Origin of the sequence: Ancylomarina salipaludis, assembly GCF_004122035.1 — a bacterium.
Lineage (GTDB): Bacteria > Bacteroidota > Bacteroidia > Bacteroidales > Marinifilaceae > Ancylomarina > Ancylomarina salipaludis.
The window spans coordinates 1-17,064 of record NZ_SAXA01000008.1; the positions used below are offsets into that span (position 1 = coordinate 1).

Consider the following 17,064-nt stretch of genomic DNA (forward strand, 5'->3'; position numbering starts at 1 on the left):
GGTACAATACATGTAGAAGACATTCTTCTTTAAATTATTTATCTCCTTTAGAATATGGAAGGCTATTAAATAATGACAAGAGAGCGGCATGACTTAACTTATTGTCCACATTTTTGTTGCAAGTCCAGTACCCGTCCCGATGTTTTTCGGGATGATCGGGGGAGGTGGTTTTTAATACCCCCTTAATCCCCCTGAAGGGGGAATTTTGCCTTGTGAAATTATTGGTTGTCAACACATCTGACCTTAGGCCTTTTTTAACCACAAATATGTAAATGGGCTTCATTGAGTTCATAAATCAGTTCAAACACCCCTTCAGTTCCCCTAAAAGGGGAAAGCTTGATAGAAGCGGGCATTGAGCCTGCCGAAATGCATATAAAACACAACTGAATTTGCTCAAAAGGGGAAAGCCTTAGCTTGCGGAAATCATCAGTAATAAATTCTCATCCTTTCCAAGGAGGAGTACCCGATCGTGATCGGGGGAGGTGGTTCTATCAAGAAAATAATTTTAACCACGGATTATCACAGATGAACACAGATTAAAAAAAAACAACTACTAATGGACTCCGTCAAGTACTAAGCTTGGCTCTCCCCCCCTTCGATGGACTTCGTCGAGATCGTGAACTCAGTTCAGGCACCCCTTAAGTTCCCCTAAAAGGGGAAAGCTTGATAGAAGCGGGCATTGAGCTTGCCGAAATGCATACAAAACACAACTAAATTTGATCAGGATATTAATAAACAACGTTTAACCACCATTTTCACTAATGAACACTAATTAAAGAGAAAGCTTCATGACTTACTGTCTTAGCGAGGAGGTATGACGAAGCTATCTCATGCTAAAAGAGCTTTTATCAGTTTCCATCTTCGCTAAAGCTTTTATGGATGCGATCGCCTATCGGTTGTTAATGGTAAGTGCTTGGTTGTGACTTTTCGACTATTAAACTTTTTGACTCTTCTTCCCTTTTAACCTTTATTGTCAATTATTAGTCATCTTATTAACAAGGCTATAGACTGTGACGAAACGTTACATTTACATGACTAAGACACTTAAATTTAGGATCTAAGCAAAAAGATTTTTTTATTAAAGAAATAATTCATTAAATTTACTTATAATTTTATAAAGCGAATCAATGTCGTCACAATAAGTTCCTTACGAAAATTCAGAACTTATTATTTTCCTCAAAATAAAAATTGGATTATCCCAATTCTTTATGGGCTGGCTATTTATTAATTGCCCGTCTATACACTCCCCTCTTTAGACTCGGTGCGTATGGTATAAACATGCGATAAATCTCTTACAGCTGATTGACAATAGCATATAAACAAAACTTAAAGCAAATAAAAGCATAAAAAAAACAAGCACAGTTCATTAAAAAAGAAGTTGAATCGGTCCAATTAGGTGGATGAATAAGTCCGATTGAAACAAGAGTCAGTCCGACTAGGTGGATGAACAAGTCCAACCGGAACAAGTGTCAGCCCAATTGGGTACATGAGTAAGTCCAACTAGACTATCAGACAGTGTGATTGGGTGAATCAGCAAACCCGATCAGAACAAGACTTAGTCCGATTAGGTACATGAGTAAGTTAAACCAGACTATCAGCCAGTGCAGTTGGGTGAATGCGTCAGTCCAATCTGAACGTGAGTCAGATCGATTGGGGAGATCAGTATCCTCCTTCGCAGATAAACTGCTACGGTGGATAAAAAAGGATAAAGGTTAAGGGATAAAGTGAAAAAAATGTAAAGTTCATTCAGTTTTCGGTCAATGCTCATTAGGTACTGGTTTGTTTTCTCCAACTGTTAAACTACTAGATAATTAGGCTGTCAGATTGCCAAACTCTTAGACAAGGACGGATAAACACTTACAAAAAAAGAATCTCAATTAGTTTCTTTCGCAAGCCCCAAGGTATCGGGCAGGCGAATGTGATCAAATAAAAAAATACAAATACAGCAACTTTCATAAACGCTAAAATAAACTGCCTATGAAACACATCTGATTAAAAGACTTTAAAGCTTGCGTACCTAGATAGAAATGCCCACGACTTCTTAATTCGCTTCATAAAAACAACAAGAGGGTAAGGCAGCAGGCTTTAAATGTCTTTCACAAGAACGATCAATTGTATTTAAAACATTACAAATTTAAAATTATAATGATATGAAAAAGAAATATATGAATATCAGAGAAATGTTGAGACGATTTAGTGATTTTACAGAACTCTATCAGGTGAAACTCGATGCGATCCCTGTAGTTAAGGAGCTAATTGCTCTCATTCTGGGTCTAAAGCTCAATTTTGAAACGGCCTGGGCCATTCGGGAAAAGAATTATAAGGGAACAACGCTCTCCAAAAAGAACAAGAAAGACAAGGTTGCCGAACAGCTGGGCCGTGTGAATCAACTGATTTATAATTATTGTATCAAAATCAATAATTTAGACGACTTGCCCAACTTCAAAGGCAGTAAAATAACCTATGCGCAATACGGAGATGAACGGCTCATTTCGAGATTGGCATTAACAATAGACTATTGCGAGGGATTGGGAGAGAAATTGGTAGATACCGGAGTGACTGAGGACATGCTGACGGAACTTAAAAGCTTAACTGAGGCTTATAAGACGCTGATTCCTAAACCCAAGGAACTGCAAAGTATATCCAAAATTGCCAATAATGAACTCGGCACCATCTCTTTAGAAATCATCAATATCCTGAGATACCGTTTGGACCGGGTGATGAAATCGATGTTTGAGCTTGACGATCCCGAACTTTACAAGGCCTATGTAGAAGCCAGAGATATCGAAAAGGTGGGATACAAAAAGATCGCCATTACGGGGCATATACTGGACAAACAGACCAAACAACCCGTCGCACAGGCACATATTCTTATTCCTGAAGCGAATATCGATCATCAATGTACGGGTGGAAAAGGAGGCTTCCGGATACCATCGGTGGAACCCGGCACTTTTAATATGAGGGTTGAAGCGGTGACCTATAAGAGTATCAGCATGCAGCTGGTCCATCGCTATGGTGAAACCAATGTGCTGGAAATTGAGATGGAGGCGGAGGAAAGTCAGTAAGGTCAAAACCCCGAAGTCTCGGGGGAAAAGTCCAAAGGTCATTCATGAGAATCGACAATAGTCACGGGTCAATAGTGAATGATCAATGGATAGGGATTAGCTTTGATAATGGTGCTCTCAACTGGTTTGAGAGTACCATTTTTATGGAAGAAAAGCAAAAGGTCGGAAGAGTCAATAAAAAAAATTTAACCACTAATTCTCACTAATTAACTTCGTCGAGATCGTGAACTCAGTTCAAGCACCCCTTCAGTTCCCCTAAAAGGGGAAAGCTTGATAGAAGCGGGCATTGAGCCTGTCGAAATGCAGATAAAACACAAGTCAAGTAGACCAAGATAGCAATAAAAAAAACAGTTAACCACTCATTTTCACTAACATGTTAACGAGCCTATGAGTAAATTCACACTAATTTTAGGGAAATATTTGTCACTGGTTATTAGACAATAATTAATGGAGCATGAGCGCAATCAAAATGCAGACTGTTGTCAGTTTTCGGTTGTCGCACTCCACTTTATCCTTTAACCTTTTTGACCTTCACTCTAACTTGACAGATTTGACAAGCCAGCCCCTCCCCTTTTTATTTTACATTTGCATAACTAAACAACCAAGGACTAAATTAGCTTTCCATGAACCGCTTTGGCATGATCATTGCTAAGGACAAGCAGAAATTCTAAGCAAAAAAACAGTATAAAATGGAACTCGGAAACCTACCACAGGACATTGCAAAGGAAATTGAAAACAACCCCACTATTTCGCAAATTGTGCAATTGGCTGAACGCGTCCTCAACCAGGGCGATAGTGAAAATGCCTCTAAACTAGTGGATCTGGTATTGGAAGCATAGAAAAGGAATAAAGTTAAAGTTAACATGGGGCTTCCCAAATCTATGCGGGTACTATCAATTGTTGGTTCTCAGAAAGCCTGAAAGTTGTATGGAGACTTTCAGGCTTTTTTTATTTCTTTAAAGCGCTAGGGATTCGTTTTTGCAAATACACTTATAAGCATAAAAAAAAGGTGAAAATCTGATTGATTTTCACCATTTTTATTTTATTGAGTTATAAACACCGCTGGTAGTGGTGGTAAATCTTTAAAAATCTTGTGAACCAAATCACTTTTTGGCGAAACAATAACCCAAGCCGTTAAAAATATAATCATCATATCCGTATAAAAAGATTGATGTTTTTGATACCATAACTCCAATTCTCCTTTATAAGGTGAGATATGGAGTTTATAATACTGATCTAATGGCATTTTGGTTTCAGATAGTAATTGCTCTTCATCTCTAAAAACAATGGAGCCAATTCCTGTTAAGCCAGGCTTGACATTATAGATCACATCCTTTACATGTTGTGGATAAGGCTCAAAGGTTTTATCAACTAAAGGACGAGGACCAACAATACTCATACTACCAAAAAAGATATTGAATAACTGAGGCAATTCGTTAATTTTAGTTTGTCGCAAAAAACCTCCCATAGGTAATATTCGTGGATCTCTCTTTGTTGTATGCAAGCCTGTTCCTAAATTAGGACTATCTTTCAGCATGGTCGCAAACTTCCAAATATTAAAATATTGATTCTTATACCCTATCCGCTTTTGAAAATAAAAAACATAATGCTCTCCTGTTAAGAGTAGACCTATTACTACAGGAATTAAAATGGGTGACAAGATTAAAATGGCGATTAAGGACGCAGTAAAGTCTATTATTCTTTTAAAAAAATGTTTGTACATTTTTAATTTATTTCGTTAATTATCTTTGTTTTAAACACTGTCAGGAACGACTTCGTCGTACGCTTACAGGTTTTCTACATTTTTTGGTCAAGATGCTTACCCGTCTCAATGTGTTCGAAATTTGGTAAATACTTCGTTAAAACTTTAACAATATCTGATTTCTCAACATTATCCTGAGAAAAAAGTTGCTCCAAATTATCGAAAATAGAATCGATTTCTTTTAAGTCTCTCTTTACAGAATTTTTAATAACACCTAACTCAACAAATGAATCCAAATCCAACACTTCTTTCTCAGTATAAAACTCTTCAAAAGATTTCTCGCCACAGGTATCTGAACCGAAAAAGTAAATTGGGTATTTTTTGAAATCAGCATTTAATAATTCAGCTTTTCTCTTGGCCTCATCTTCAGTCTCACAAATATCAGCTTCCATACCCAAATGTGCTAACAAATCTTTTGCAATTCGATCGAAAGGAATCATGTCCTTTACATCATCTAATTTAGGAAAAAAGATATCTCCAGATTCCCCCATAATGGATGCCATTAAACAAAGTTCTCCAGACTCCTGTGGAGAAACAAAGAAACGACGAATACCAAGTGGGCACGACCATGGCTGACGTTTATTCAAACGATCTAAAAAACCTAAAGGAAGGCTACCATTTGAAAAAGCCACATTTGCAAAACGAGCTGTTTTAATTGGAATTTGAGAAGAATAAGCCATAATTAATTCTTCCATCAACTTCTTGCTGGCTCCCATAATATTCACAGGATTGGCAGCCTTATCCGTAGAAACACAAAAGAAGTGTTCCGGTGGGAATTCAATTAAAAGATCAAGCAATTTTCTTGCTTTTAAAACATTGTTCTCAATCATGGCCTCTACTGAGAAAATATCTTTCTCACTACGTACATGCTTGTGTGCTGCGAAGTTGGCTACAATATCAAATGGAGCCAGGTTTCTGAATAATTTTTCGAAAACACGATCTCCAAAATTAATGGGGTAAGTAATGAAATCCTCAGGAATATTATACTCGGTAGAACTTCTCAGGTCTCTTACCAATTCGGTCAAGCCATTTTCATTGATATCAACAACAACAAGCTTGCTAATATTGAATTTTAAAATGGCTTTAATATAAGAAGAACCAATTGTTCCAGCACCACCGATAACCAAAACTTTTTTCCCATCAATTCGTGATGATAATTCGCTGCTATATTTAGTAAAATCTTCACTTAATAAACTGACCTCTCTACCTGTGACATGGGTATTGATAAATGAATCAATATTGGTATTTATACTCATAACTTAAAATTTATATTCTTTTCTATTCAATTAATTTCCAAAATATCAAATAGTCTTATCACTAAAACTACTAATGGTATTTTTAATACCTACTTCTGCATCATGTGGTAGGTTAACTCCCAGTACAGCTTGCAGTTTCGTTGTCGAAACGACATAATCTTCCGTTAATTTATTCAAGCGTTCTGTATTTAATGGTAAATGTAAAACGTCACCCAATTTAGCCATAAATATGACAACACTTTTAGGGAAATACCACAAGCGTGGTTTTCGCCCCACCCCTTGAGAAATGATCTCAATGAGCTTATTCGTTGATAGCCATTTTTCATCAGCAATGTTGTAAGTTCCAGAGTTAATATCTCGGTCAATAAATGATTTAAAAATAAAACAAAGATTTGCCACTGAAACAAAAGAACGCTTATTCTCAAAAGATGCTAGAGGCCAAGGAATACCCTTAGACACAAGATTATAAAGTAAATTTAGATTCCCTTTATTACCAGGACCATGAATCATGGCTGGTCTGAAAATATATAAATTCTTATTTTCGGGTAAGACAATTGAATTTAAATAGTCTTCTGCCTTTATTTTTGATTTCCCATAAGCTGTAATTGGATTCGGAAGAAACTCTTCTGTTAACTCACCAGAAACAATATCTGCTACAGCCTTTACAGAACTCATCATTAAAAATTGAGTTGCTGAAGATTTATGATACCAATCAAAAACCTTCTTAGTCAAGCCATAATTAACATCAAAATATGATTTTTCATCAGAAGTATTCTTCAGATCATGAGCCTTACCTGCCAAATGGATGACAACATCAATATCTTTAAGATCTTCAAGTTGATCCCAAGAATATATTTTATCAACCCCTGATATATCATCATAAACAATGTCAAGTCCATATAAGGTATAAATCTCATATGATGAAAAATATTTAACAAGATTCTGACCTACAAAACCGGAAATTCCTGTTATTAGTATGTTTTTATTCATTAAACCAAATTTCTTCTTTTTATAATAAAGCGAATCCTAATCACCACTATAATATTTGATTATAAACAATTACGATTGTTCTAATCAATCAATCAATCAATCAATCAATCAATCAATCAATCAATCAATTGGATAGTTCTTGATATATCTTCATATGTATACCGGTCACCAATTCTATACTAAATTCATTTTCAGCTTTCAACCTTGAGTGAAGACCAAAATCTTCACATAATTGAGGATCTCGTAATAAATTCATCAAATATTCAGCCATTTCAAGATGGTCTTTAGATGGAACTAAATAACCATTTCTGCCATGTTCCACACAGTCTCTACACCCAGCATGATTGGTTGTTATAATTGGTCGTCCTATCGCACAGGTTTCAATTAAAAATTTCGGCACACCTTCACCATAATATGAAGGAAAGACAACAACATCAGACAGCGCAATATCTTTCTTCATATCTTTGGAAAAACCAATCCACTTGATACTACCAGTTTCTTCCCATTGCTTAATTGTAGATTCTTGAATTGCCGAGGGATTTATATCATCTAAGCCTCCAGCAATAATAAAATCAACATCTTTAAATTCCTCTTTAGATTTGATATGCTGTGCCGCTAAAAAGAATTCATGAAACCCTTTAGGATACAAGAGTCGAGCTGCCATAAAAACCCTTCTCTTCTTATCTATTTTAGTAGGCACATAAGAAAACTCTTCAAGATTTACACCAGAGCCCTTAATAAACACCGCTTGATTTTTTTCAATCAAATTTGCATCAAGAAATATAGATTTATCTTCATGATTTTGAAAAATAACACGAACTTTATTTTTTAAATCAAAAGCTTTCCTCAACAATTTTAAAACTAAAACTCGCTTTAATTTAGATCCTTCACTAGAAAATAAAATACCTAAACCACTCACGGCATTTACAATTGAAATATTCGGATTGCATTTAGCCGCCAAACTACCCAATATCATTGGTTTTAAAGTAACATGATGTACAATATCAGGTTTTTCCTTTTTGTACATTTTTTTTAATCTCAAGTAAAGAAGATACTCATTTATCGGATTAAACACAGACCTTTCGAAAGGCATATCACAAAATTTTAAGCCATGCTCTTCAATTTCCGATCGTCTGCCACTATCCTTTGTAATAATAGTAACGTCAAATCCATTTTCTTGGGCTGCTAAAGCAATTGGTAAACGATGTGATAAAAAAAACCAATCGACATTAACCACAATAAATATTTTTTTTTTCATTTTATTAGATCCTAATAATTATAACTCAAGATGCAAATTACATTCATGGTTCGGTATTTGCATTTCGAGCTACAGTTCAAAATTCTTTAGCACACTACTTCTACATACAAATTAGTAATACACCATTGTTTTCCAATACAATTATGTAAATATTCGATCATTACTTTTTTATTTTTTGCCATATTCACAATGAAATTGCTTGCCTCGAATAGATGAACTATCTCTGCAACAATCGTATTCCTATGCTTGTTACTTTCACGTTTCTCCACGATTGAGTTCTCTTTAAAATTATATATATACCATGAGGCATTTAATAGAATGCCAATTCTCATAATGATCTCAAAAAAAACAAAGCTATTTTTTATTAATTCAATTCGTTCAAAATCAATAAAGAGCCAATTTCATACTCACTCAGTTTAGATTCAATTCTTCCATTACAATTATCAGGATATAACGTTAACTCACCAAAGTAGACCTTCCCTTTTACATTATACAAATCAACTCTAAGGTATTCAAAGTTATTACTTAACCGTTTAGCAATGGAAACCATTTGCTTATAGTTATCCGGTTTTATCAACTGTGAATCAGAGTTTGGATAAGTCATTTTATACTTAAGCTTTTCATTAAAATCGATATTATAGAAATCTCTTTTGTGACTAGCAAATCGAGCTGAATCAATCTGAATAAATTTTGGTTCCCCATTAAAACAATAAAATTTGTAATCACACAAATCACCTGATGGATCATCCAAATAATGTTCAATTATTATTTGCGCTTTTACATCCTTATATTGCCATTCTCTGGTACGCTTATAATAATTAATATTCAACCATTTATTTACTTGATTTGAGACTTTTATCCAGTCCAATTCACTTTTATCTGTACAAACAATATTATTCTGAGAGCCGTTAGTAATTTTTAAAACAAATTTATTGGGCAATTCGTCAAAATTTATTCCCTCGAAATTATTATAAAGCCCAATTAATGGGATTAAATATTCTTCTCCAATTTTTTCTTTTATATAATTTCTTACAGCAAATTTATCAACGATTACATTCTGGATAGGATCTCTACGGTTTAATTTCAACCACAATAACTTATCATTAAAATACACCGGTTTGTTTAAATCAGGTAATCTTCTATTCTTTAATAGAAATGTGATGGTACAAAATAACCTGTCTGGAAAGATAAATAATATTGTTGCAAACAAGTTTTTTATATTTTTTGTTAATTTCATTCTTTGTATACTATTATTAATTTTACATTACAAATATCCCAATCTACATTTAATCAATATCAAATTGCCAATTTGCCTTTGACTTCTTTTATTCCATAAAAAATACATTTAAATAATAAAATAGTTCACTACCAACAGAAAAATTGTAGCTAAAAACAAATAACTAGTTGAGTTCTTTCGCTCAGATAAGGTCACAAATAGTAAGATAGGTATAGTAAACCAGCAATATAAACCAATACGGTCAGAATACGGAATATTAAACCACAATATAAAAAGAACAGTAGTAATCACATAGTAATTAAGAAAAAATTCATACTGACTATTTTTTTTCTTAAAATACATAAATAACATAAGAAAAAATAAATTATATACCAGGAAATCTAAACGAAAACCTACTTTATACAATGACGTAATATTATTAAAATACCTATCAATCTTAACATTGTTTATTCTAGAAATGAACGTAATAGAATGCAAACCCATGCCCATAAAGCTCAAAAAAGAAGACAAACCTACTATGATATATATATGAATGTCTTTTAATTTGATGTTCTTTGCAACAATTGAAATAGCAATAAATATTAAAACTGAATAGTGCGAAAAAATCGCCAACAAGGCAAATATTAAACTTTTCTTGTATCGCTCTGTAACATAGAAAAATTGAAAAACAAGAAAAAATGAAAGAGCTAAACCATTCCTAATAATATTACATTGGATATTTGAAAAACCTTGCAGTGAAGCAAACATTAACAATAAAAACACACCCGTTTTAGAATTTAAATATTTAGAAAAGTGTATTGAAAAAAAGAGAAAACAAGAAATCGTTATGCAAGAAAGAATCAAATTAAAAACTTCGAGAGACGCTAAATTTGATGTCACATATAAAAGACCCGCAAATATTAAATCGAGATTTACCATTTCACGAGCTGAAAAAAAACTAGGGCTAATTTTATACATATTAAAATATGATATGTAATTAGCAGAATCTGTTCCTAGATCTATATCTCGACTTCCCCAATAAACAATAAAAAAAGTGACTAATACAAATGAAATAAATTTATATACATTGCTTTTATACACCACACCATGATTAACAATGAAATAATAAACTACCGCTAATATTAATAATATATAATAAAAACCTTGGGTGTACAGTTGTGTATCATTCATTAATTTCTCCTCCTCCTCAAAAAGTCATATATATATTTATTACTTAAAAAGTTGGAAGAGAAAGTCTCTAATAATTGGTTATTTGCAATAAACCTAATAAATGCACCTTTACGTGTCTTAGGTCTAAATTTTAAAACCTTGGACTTGTAGTCTATGATACATGGTAAGTTATGTAACAAGGAAAACAAATAAGCTCTACTTATATGGTTTTCATAAACTCGACTTTGTAAATGAGTCAAATTATATTTTTCTATAAAAAAGCTCCTAATGTCAAAAGAACATTCATAAAATCTTATCGTCACCATTTTATTTTGAGAATGGCTAGCTGATTCAGGTAGTATTCTATAAACGGTGGTTTTATCAGAAATGTATTTTATTTTTGATATTCTAGATATTCCTAACCATAAAGGGAAGTCCCCCATTATCCATTTTCGATTAGTTGCGGCCTTCTGTATTATAGGACGAACCTGGTTTAAAATGCTTGCTCTAACTAATACTGTGGGTGTAGTTATTGAGCCAAAAAAAAATAAATCTTCAAAAACACTTCCCTCTAATTTACGAGAATGAATTTTTGGCTTTAAAACTGAATTACATCCAGATTGTTCATAATTATCTGTATAGACAAGACCATAATCCTCATTAGCCTCTAAAAAATCTACCTGCTTTTGCAGTTTATATGGATCAATCCAGTAGTCATCACCCTCACAAAAAGCAATATATTTACCAGTACAAGCCTCATGGGTTCTTTTTGAATTTTCACTTCCACCAACATTTACTTCCGAAATGATCAATTTGATTTGAGGATATTTCTCTGCATAGGTCCTTATAATATCTCTAGTTCCATCTGTACTGCAATCCTCTCCTATTACAAATTCGAACTTAAAATTAGTCTTCTGCATCAAAACCCCTTTAATACACTGCTCAATAAATGGAGCATGATTATATGTAATACAATGTACACTAACTAACATTTCACTTATTATTATTAATATTATTGTGAATATTTAAAAAAAAGAGCATCTCAATACTATATATAGACTATCATAAGGATTTATGATCTAAGTTTTAATAAAATTAAAAACATCTGCCCAGTAAGAATTTAAGTATTCTTTTTCTCGTTTAGATCTCCTTGTCATAAACAACATAATTACTAGAAATCCTTAACAATTAAATGCACAAAGTGACACTATTCTTTTTACCTAATGCAATATCGAAATTAATATCTGATTTTAGAGATGGTAAATTGTGTCCTGGCCATATCATTATATCATTCTCAAAAGCAGTATATATTCTCGTAATTGAATTTTGAGCCAGTTCTTTATTACCATACTTAGATCTAGTAAAAACTTTTATTCCAGGAATTAATGCATCTCCTGTAAATAAATTCTTCTCTACTTGAAAAGATAAACTATCAAGACTATGCCCTGGTGTTTCAAAAATATTTACTGAAATATTCTCCCATATAGGAATAGAATCACCTTCTTTTATTATAGTAATATCTTGTTTGTTAACAACAAAAGGGATCTCCTTATAAAGAGATCCATTTATTTTAGCTGAGAATAAGCCTTCACTTGCATATTTTGAAGCATATAACTTTAAATCAGGAAATCTAGCATAAAAGTCATTAACACCATAAATATGATCGAAATGAGAATGTGTTAACAATATTCCTTTTAACGATTTTTTATTCTCCTTAATCCATTTCAATATCTGACTACTATCACCCGGGTCAACGAGCCAAACATCTTTTTCTTCCCTTTTAAATATTAGGTAAGTGTTTGACGAGAATATACTATTTATGAACTTTTTAATTTGCATTATGCTTATTACATATATTTAATACACAAAGAACTATCTATTCTAAAATAATTTTTGTCAGTAATTTTTCTATTATTACTGTATTAAGAAATTACTTTGAACAAAGCTCAACCAATACTCCTTTTGTTTTTTTAGGATTAAGAAATCCAATATTCATTCCTTCCGCTCCTTTACGGGAAACTCTATCAATCAAGCGAAAACCATTTTCTTTGGCATCATTTAAAGCCTGATCAGTATCATCTACTGCAAATGCAATGTGATGTATTCCTTCGCCTTTCTTCTCAATAAATGATCCTATTGGCCCTTCTGGATCGGTTGATTCCAACAATTCTATCTTTGTTTGCCCAATTAAGAAAAAAGCAGTCTTTACAAATTGATCTTCGACATGCTCAACCGCGTAGCACTTTGTACCAAGAAGTTTTTCATACAAAGGAATACTCTCATCAATACTCTTAACAGCAATTCCAATATGGTCAATATATTTAGGAGTCATAAAAAAATTAATTAGAATGTTTACCAAAATCTAATACGGCAGCCCCAGTAGAATATCCTAAACCAGGTGCGGCTAATAAAACATTAGATTTATTGGCTAATGTTTCGTCTAAAATAGCTTCTTTTAGAGCAATAGGAATAGTAGATGAAACAGTATTCCCAACCTTTTCACAATACAGATAATATTTATCTTTTTGTATTCTCATTTTTTTCCTGAGAAGTTCTAATAAATATTTATTTGCTTGGTGAAAAACGAAAAGATCAATATCTTCTTTCTCTAAATTGTTTTTCAACAAATTATCACTAATGATAGGTGGCAAATAATCCAATGTGTATGTTAAAATTGCTGAACCATCCATAAATAAATAGTCTGATGATTTAGGGTTTCCGTATTCATCAAAAGTTAAATCATCAAGAGGTTTGGGCATTCTGAAACCACCTGTTTTAACAATTAAGTTATCAGCCCCTTTACCATCGGTACTAAAACTGAAATTTTTAATCTCAGCAAAACCATCAGTAGATATTAAAGTTGCAGCAGCAGCATCTCCAAAGATGGTTCTATTACCTTTATCTTTAGGATGTATATGCTTTGAGTAGGTCTCAGAGGTTAAAAGCAATACATTATTAGACATACCACCTAGTACCAATCCCTTAGCTAGGGAAAGACCATAAATAAAGCCTGAACAGCCTAAGTTGACATCAATAGCACCAATTGAAGTTGGTAAACCTAATCTATCTTGAATTAAACAAGCTGTAGTAGGAAGAATATAATCAGGACTCTGCGTTACAAAAATAATATAATCAATAGAGGACTTATCAATTTTGTACTCTTCAATTAATTTTTCCGCTGCATTTACAGCCATGTCCGAAGCTGTTTCATCATCTGAAGCAACATGCCTTTCATTAATCCCTAATTTTTTAGTGATCTTCTCAACTGACCATTCAGGAAACTGAGAAATTAAATCCTCATTAGTAACCATTTTTTCAGGTAAATAATACGATATCCCTTTTATATATGCTTCCATAATTACAATTCATTTACATTTAGAACAGTACAGTCAACAAAGTTCAAAATTGCAGATCCCCACGAAAAACCAGCACCAATCCCATTTAAGAGTAAAAGGTCATTATTTTGAAGATGAGCTTTTTGATCTGCAATTGTTAAAGGAATAGAGACACCACTAGTATTTCCATATTTCTCTATTGAAAACAACATCTTAGAAGCATCCAATTTTGCTTTTTTTCCAATAACTTTCATCATATATTTATTTGCCTGATGAAATACAAATCTATCAAAGTCGTTAATATCTTTACCCGCAAAATCCAACAATCTTTTTATATCTTTCGGAATTTTAGACACAGCAAAACTAAAGACATCCATACCGTCCATACGAATCTGCTCATCGTTCCGAATATTCCCTTCTTCATCTTGTTTATCAGCTAAAGATTCTTCGGAGCTCATATTTCTAAACCCTCCACTAGGGACAATAACAGATTCATAACTACTTCCATCTGTATTAAGTGAGAAAAAACTATCTCCATACTTATCTCCTTTAGATATCAGAGTAGCACTTCCTCCATCACCCAAGAGCAATCCAGTAGATTTATCTCGTTTCGAAGTTATTTTTGATAAGGTTTCTCCAACTAGAAGAAGAACATTATCGACGCCATGCAAATTTGCTAATGAATAAGCGAGAAACAAACCATATATATAACCTGAGCAGGTCATATTAACATCAAAAGCTAGAGTTGATTTCGATAACTTCAATCTATCTTGCATAATTATAGATGTTCCAGGAACTCTATAATCAGGTGTTTGGCTTATAAAAATCAAAGCACCCACCTCCTCTGTTTTGATATCAGACTCGTTAAATAAATTTATCGCAGCATCATAACATAGATCTGATGAACACATATCTTTATCAGCAATTCTACGCTCTTTTACACCCGTAGTTTCAATAAAACTAGTCAAATGCTTTTCAGAATGATAATCAAGCAATTTACTAGTTTCAACAATATTTTTTGGTACAGTTGCACTAACAGACTTGATTCCAATTCCACTAAATTTCACTAAAGCCATAATCGCACTTATTAATTTTAAGTTAAAGTAAAACCACCATCTATTACTATGTTGGTACCTGTCACCCAACTTGAAGCATTAGACAGAAGGTAAATCACTCCATGAGCTACATCTTCAGGCTGTCCAATCCGTTTTAGAGGGTATAGCTTTAATTTATCTTGAATTTGCTCTTTTGAAAATACATCGTTAGCTAACTCAAGTATACTTGTTTGAACAAGACCGGGATTAACACTGTTTACTCGAATTTTTTTAGAAGCTAAATCTATAGCAGCTCCTTTTACAAATCCATGAATAGCACCTTTGGATGCAGAGTATGAAGATTCTCCCAAAGTAGAAATACAAACACCCGAAATTGATGAAACAAAAACAATAGATGCCCCCTTATTTAATTTCTTCTTTTTAACTAATTTTGATGTTAACATTATAGGAGCAATAGTATTTATCCCAATAATTTCTTCTAAACTTTCTCTCTGAATAAACTTAACAACCATCAGTTTTGGTATTCCAGCATTAAGAACACATCCATCTAAAGGAGGACACTGCTCAACAAGTGAGTCTAAATTTTTATCTTCAGATAAATCTGCAATAACTTGAGTGTGGTTATCACCTTCTAAAGCTAAAAAGGTTTCATTAAGGCGTGAACTATTTCGACCAGTAACAACAACAGTTGCTCCCAACTTTGAACACTCAATAGCAGTGCCTCTCCCTATCCCCGAAGAGGCACCTGTTACAAGTATCGTTTTCCCTTTTAAAGAAAATGGATTATACATTGATTATGAATTTGCAACGTTAAATAAATCTTCAATTGTATTACTGTTACGAATATCTGCCCCAGTTATTCTTTTCTCCATTTCTTCATCAATCATTGCAATAACAGATAAAGCGGTTAAAGAATCCCACTCATCTAATTTTTTAAACTCTGTTTTTGAAGTAAAAAGCTCAACAGCAGTATCATCAAATTGTTCTGCGAAAAGTTGAATAAATTCCTTTAATTCCATAATTATAAATTGTTAACATTAATACTCTGATATGTTGGTACTTCGAGAATAGAACACACCTGTTTTTCAGGATACATTCTAGCTACAATTTTTTGTAGCGTATCATCTGTTCCAACCTCATAAAACTTATTTGCCCCATCCAAAACCATATTTCTTACCATGGATGTCCATAATACGGGATGGGTAATATGTTTAATTAAATTATTTTTTATTTCTTCCGGATTTGTATGAGCTTTTCCATCCACACACTGATATATAGGTATGTTTGGTTCATTAAATTTTGTATCCATAATAATCTTACCCAGTTCGAGTTCAGCATCTTTCATATATGGCGAATGAAATGAACCACTAATAGGCAATGGTACAGCCCTTTTAGCTCCCTCTGCCTTAAATATTTTGCAAGCAATACGGATACCTTTTTTTGAACCGGTAATTACAACCTGGCCAGGACCATTGTAGTTTGCAAAATAAATAGGCTCACCAGATTCAGCTGAAATTTCAGCCAATCTTCTATCAACAACATCATCTGCAATACCAATTACAGCAGCCATTGCTGTTTTGTATTTCTCACATGTCTTTTGTGCAATAATTGCTCTATTTAAGACCAAATTAAGACCATCCTCAAAAGAAACCGTATTATTAACAACCAAAGCAGCAAACTCACCCAATGAATGACCTGATACCATATCTGCTTTTATATCTTTTTGAGTTAGTGCTAAAATGGTACTATACAAAAACACAGCAGGTTGCGTATTTTTAGTTTCCATTAAATCCAATTCGGAACCATGAAACATGACATCAGTTATACGTCTCCCTAATATTTCATTTGCATATTCGAAATACTCTTTTGCCTTAGGAAAATTATCATAAAGGTCTTTCCCCATTCCTTCTCTTTGTACTCCTTGTCCTGGAAAAATTAATGTTTTCATTTTTATAAT

At 33.2% G+C, this 17,064-nt stretch carries 16 protein-coding genes; 2 read left to right on the top strand and 14 right to left on the bottom strand.

The genetic code is table 11. The annotated features are described in order from the left end of the window. Positions 1–2,150: 2,150 nt before the first annotated feature. Together EO244_RS09735 and EO244_RS16935 are read left to right on the top strand one after the other, a co-directional pair. A complete protein-coding gene (locus EO244_RS09735; RefSeq protein WP_129254486.1) occupies positions 2,151–3,065 on the top strand; it encodes a carboxypeptidase-like regulatory domain-containing protein in 915 nt (304 codons plus the stop codon). Positions 3,066–3,754: 689 nt separating this feature from the next. Then, positions 3,755–3,904 (top strand): hypothetical protein, encoded by a 150-nt coding sequence (locus tag EO244_RS16935; protein WP_164977459.1) that lies wholly within the window; start codon positions 3,755–3,757, stop codon positions 3,902–3,904. A 203-nt stretch (positions 3,905–4,107) separates the two neighbouring features. Here EO244_RS16935 and EO244_RS09740 read toward each other — a convergent pair whose 3' ends face one another. The 14 genes from EO244_RS09740 to fabD all read right to left on the bottom strand — a co-directional run bounded on the left by EO244_RS09740 (position 4,108) and on the right by fabD (position 17,055). Beyond that, on the bottom strand, positions 4,108–4,788 hold the full coding sequence (locus EO244_RS09740) for a sugar transferase (protein WP_129254487.1): 681 nt from the start codon (positions 4,786–4,788) through the stop codon (positions 4,108–4,110). Positions 4,789–4,862: 74 nt separating this feature from the next. Then, positions 4,863–6,083, bottom strand: coding sequence for a polysaccharide biosynthesis protein (locus tag EO244_RS09745; RefSeq protein ID WP_129254488.1), 1,221 nt, complete (start codon positions 6,081–6,083; stop codon positions 4,863–4,865). A 45-nt stretch (positions 6,084–6,128) separates the two neighbouring features. Continuing rightward, positions 6,129–7,073, bottom strand: a complete 945-nt coding sequence (locus tag EO244_RS09750; RefSeq protein ID WP_129254489.1) for an NAD-dependent epimerase/dehydratase family protein — start codon at positions 7,071–7,073, stop codon at positions 6,129–6,131. Between the two features lie 124 nt (positions 7,074–7,197). Then, entirely contained in the window at positions 7,198–8,331 is a 1,134-nt protein-coding gene (locus EO244_RS09755; RefSeq protein ID WP_129254490.1) for a glycosyltransferase family 4 protein, read from the bottom strand. 364 nt (positions 8,332–8,695) lie between these two features. Further along, positions 8,696–9,568: an ATP-grasp fold amidoligase family protein gene (locus tag EO244_RS09760; RefSeq protein ID WP_129254491.1), complete on the bottom strand. Its 873-nt coding sequence runs from the start codon at positions 9,566–9,568 to the stop codon at positions 8,696–8,698. 108 nt (positions 9,569–9,676) lie between these two features. Then, positions 9,677–10,738 carry an EpsG family protein gene (locus tag EO244_RS09765; RefSeq protein WP_129254492.1) on the bottom strand — a complete coding sequence of 354 codons (1,062 nt, stop codon included), beginning with the start codon at positions 10,736–10,738 and terminating at the stop codon, positions 9,677–9,679. Then, complete coding sequence (locus tag EO244_RS09770; protein ID WP_129254493.1) at positions 10,738–11,709, bottom strand: glycosyltransferase family 2 protein; 972 nt, start codon at positions 11,707–11,709, stop codon at positions 10,738–10,740. Before EO244_RS09770 ends, EO244_RS09765 begins: the two co-directional genes overlap by 1 nt. A 196-nt stretch (positions 11,710–11,905) precedes the next feature. After that, complete coding sequence (locus EO244_RS09775; RefSeq protein WP_129254494.1) at positions 11,906–12,556, bottom strand: MBL fold metallo-hydrolase; 651 nt, start codon at positions 12,554–12,556, stop codon at positions 11,906–11,908. 91 nt (positions 12,557–12,647) lie between these two features. Continuing rightward, positions 12,648–13,049 (bottom strand): methylmalonyl-CoA epimerase, encoded by a 402-nt coding sequence (mce, locus tag EO244_RS09780; RefSeq protein ID WP_129254495.1) that lies wholly within the window; start codon positions 13,047–13,049, stop codon positions 12,648–12,650. 7 nt (positions 13,050–13,056) lie between these two features. Continuing rightward, positions 13,057–14,073, bottom strand: a complete 1,017-nt coding sequence (locus EO244_RS09785; RefSeq protein WP_129254496.1) for a 3-oxoacyl-ACP synthase III family protein — start codon at positions 14,071–14,073, stop codon at positions 13,057–13,059. Between the two features lie 2 nt (positions 14,074–14,075). Next, complete coding sequence (locus EO244_RS09790) at positions 14,076–15,128, bottom strand: 3-oxoacyl-ACP synthase III family protein (RefSeq protein ID WP_129254497.1); 1,053 nt, start codon at positions 15,126–15,128, stop codon at positions 14,076–14,078. Between the two features lie 17 nt (positions 15,129–15,145). Next, the gene (locus EO244_RS09795) at positions 15,146–15,898 is read right to left on the bottom strand and encodes an SDR family NAD(P)-dependent oxidoreductase (RefSeq protein WP_129254498.1); all 753 of its coding nucleotides are present in this window, start codon (positions 15,896–15,898) and stop codon (positions 15,146–15,148) included. Positions 15,899–15,901: 3 nt separating this feature from the next. Then, positions 15,902–16,126, bottom strand: coding sequence for an acyl carrier protein (locus EO244_RS09800; RefSeq protein WP_129254499.1), 225 nt, complete (start codon positions 16,124–16,126; stop codon positions 15,902–15,904). 2 nt (positions 16,127–16,128) lie between these two features. Further along, positions 16,129–17,055: an ACP S-malonyltransferase gene (gene fabD, locus EO244_RS09805; protein WP_129254500.1), complete on the bottom strand. Its 927-nt coding sequence runs from the start codon at positions 17,053–17,055 to the stop codon at positions 16,129–16,131. Between the last annotated feature and the right edge of the window lie 9 nt (positions 17,056–17,064).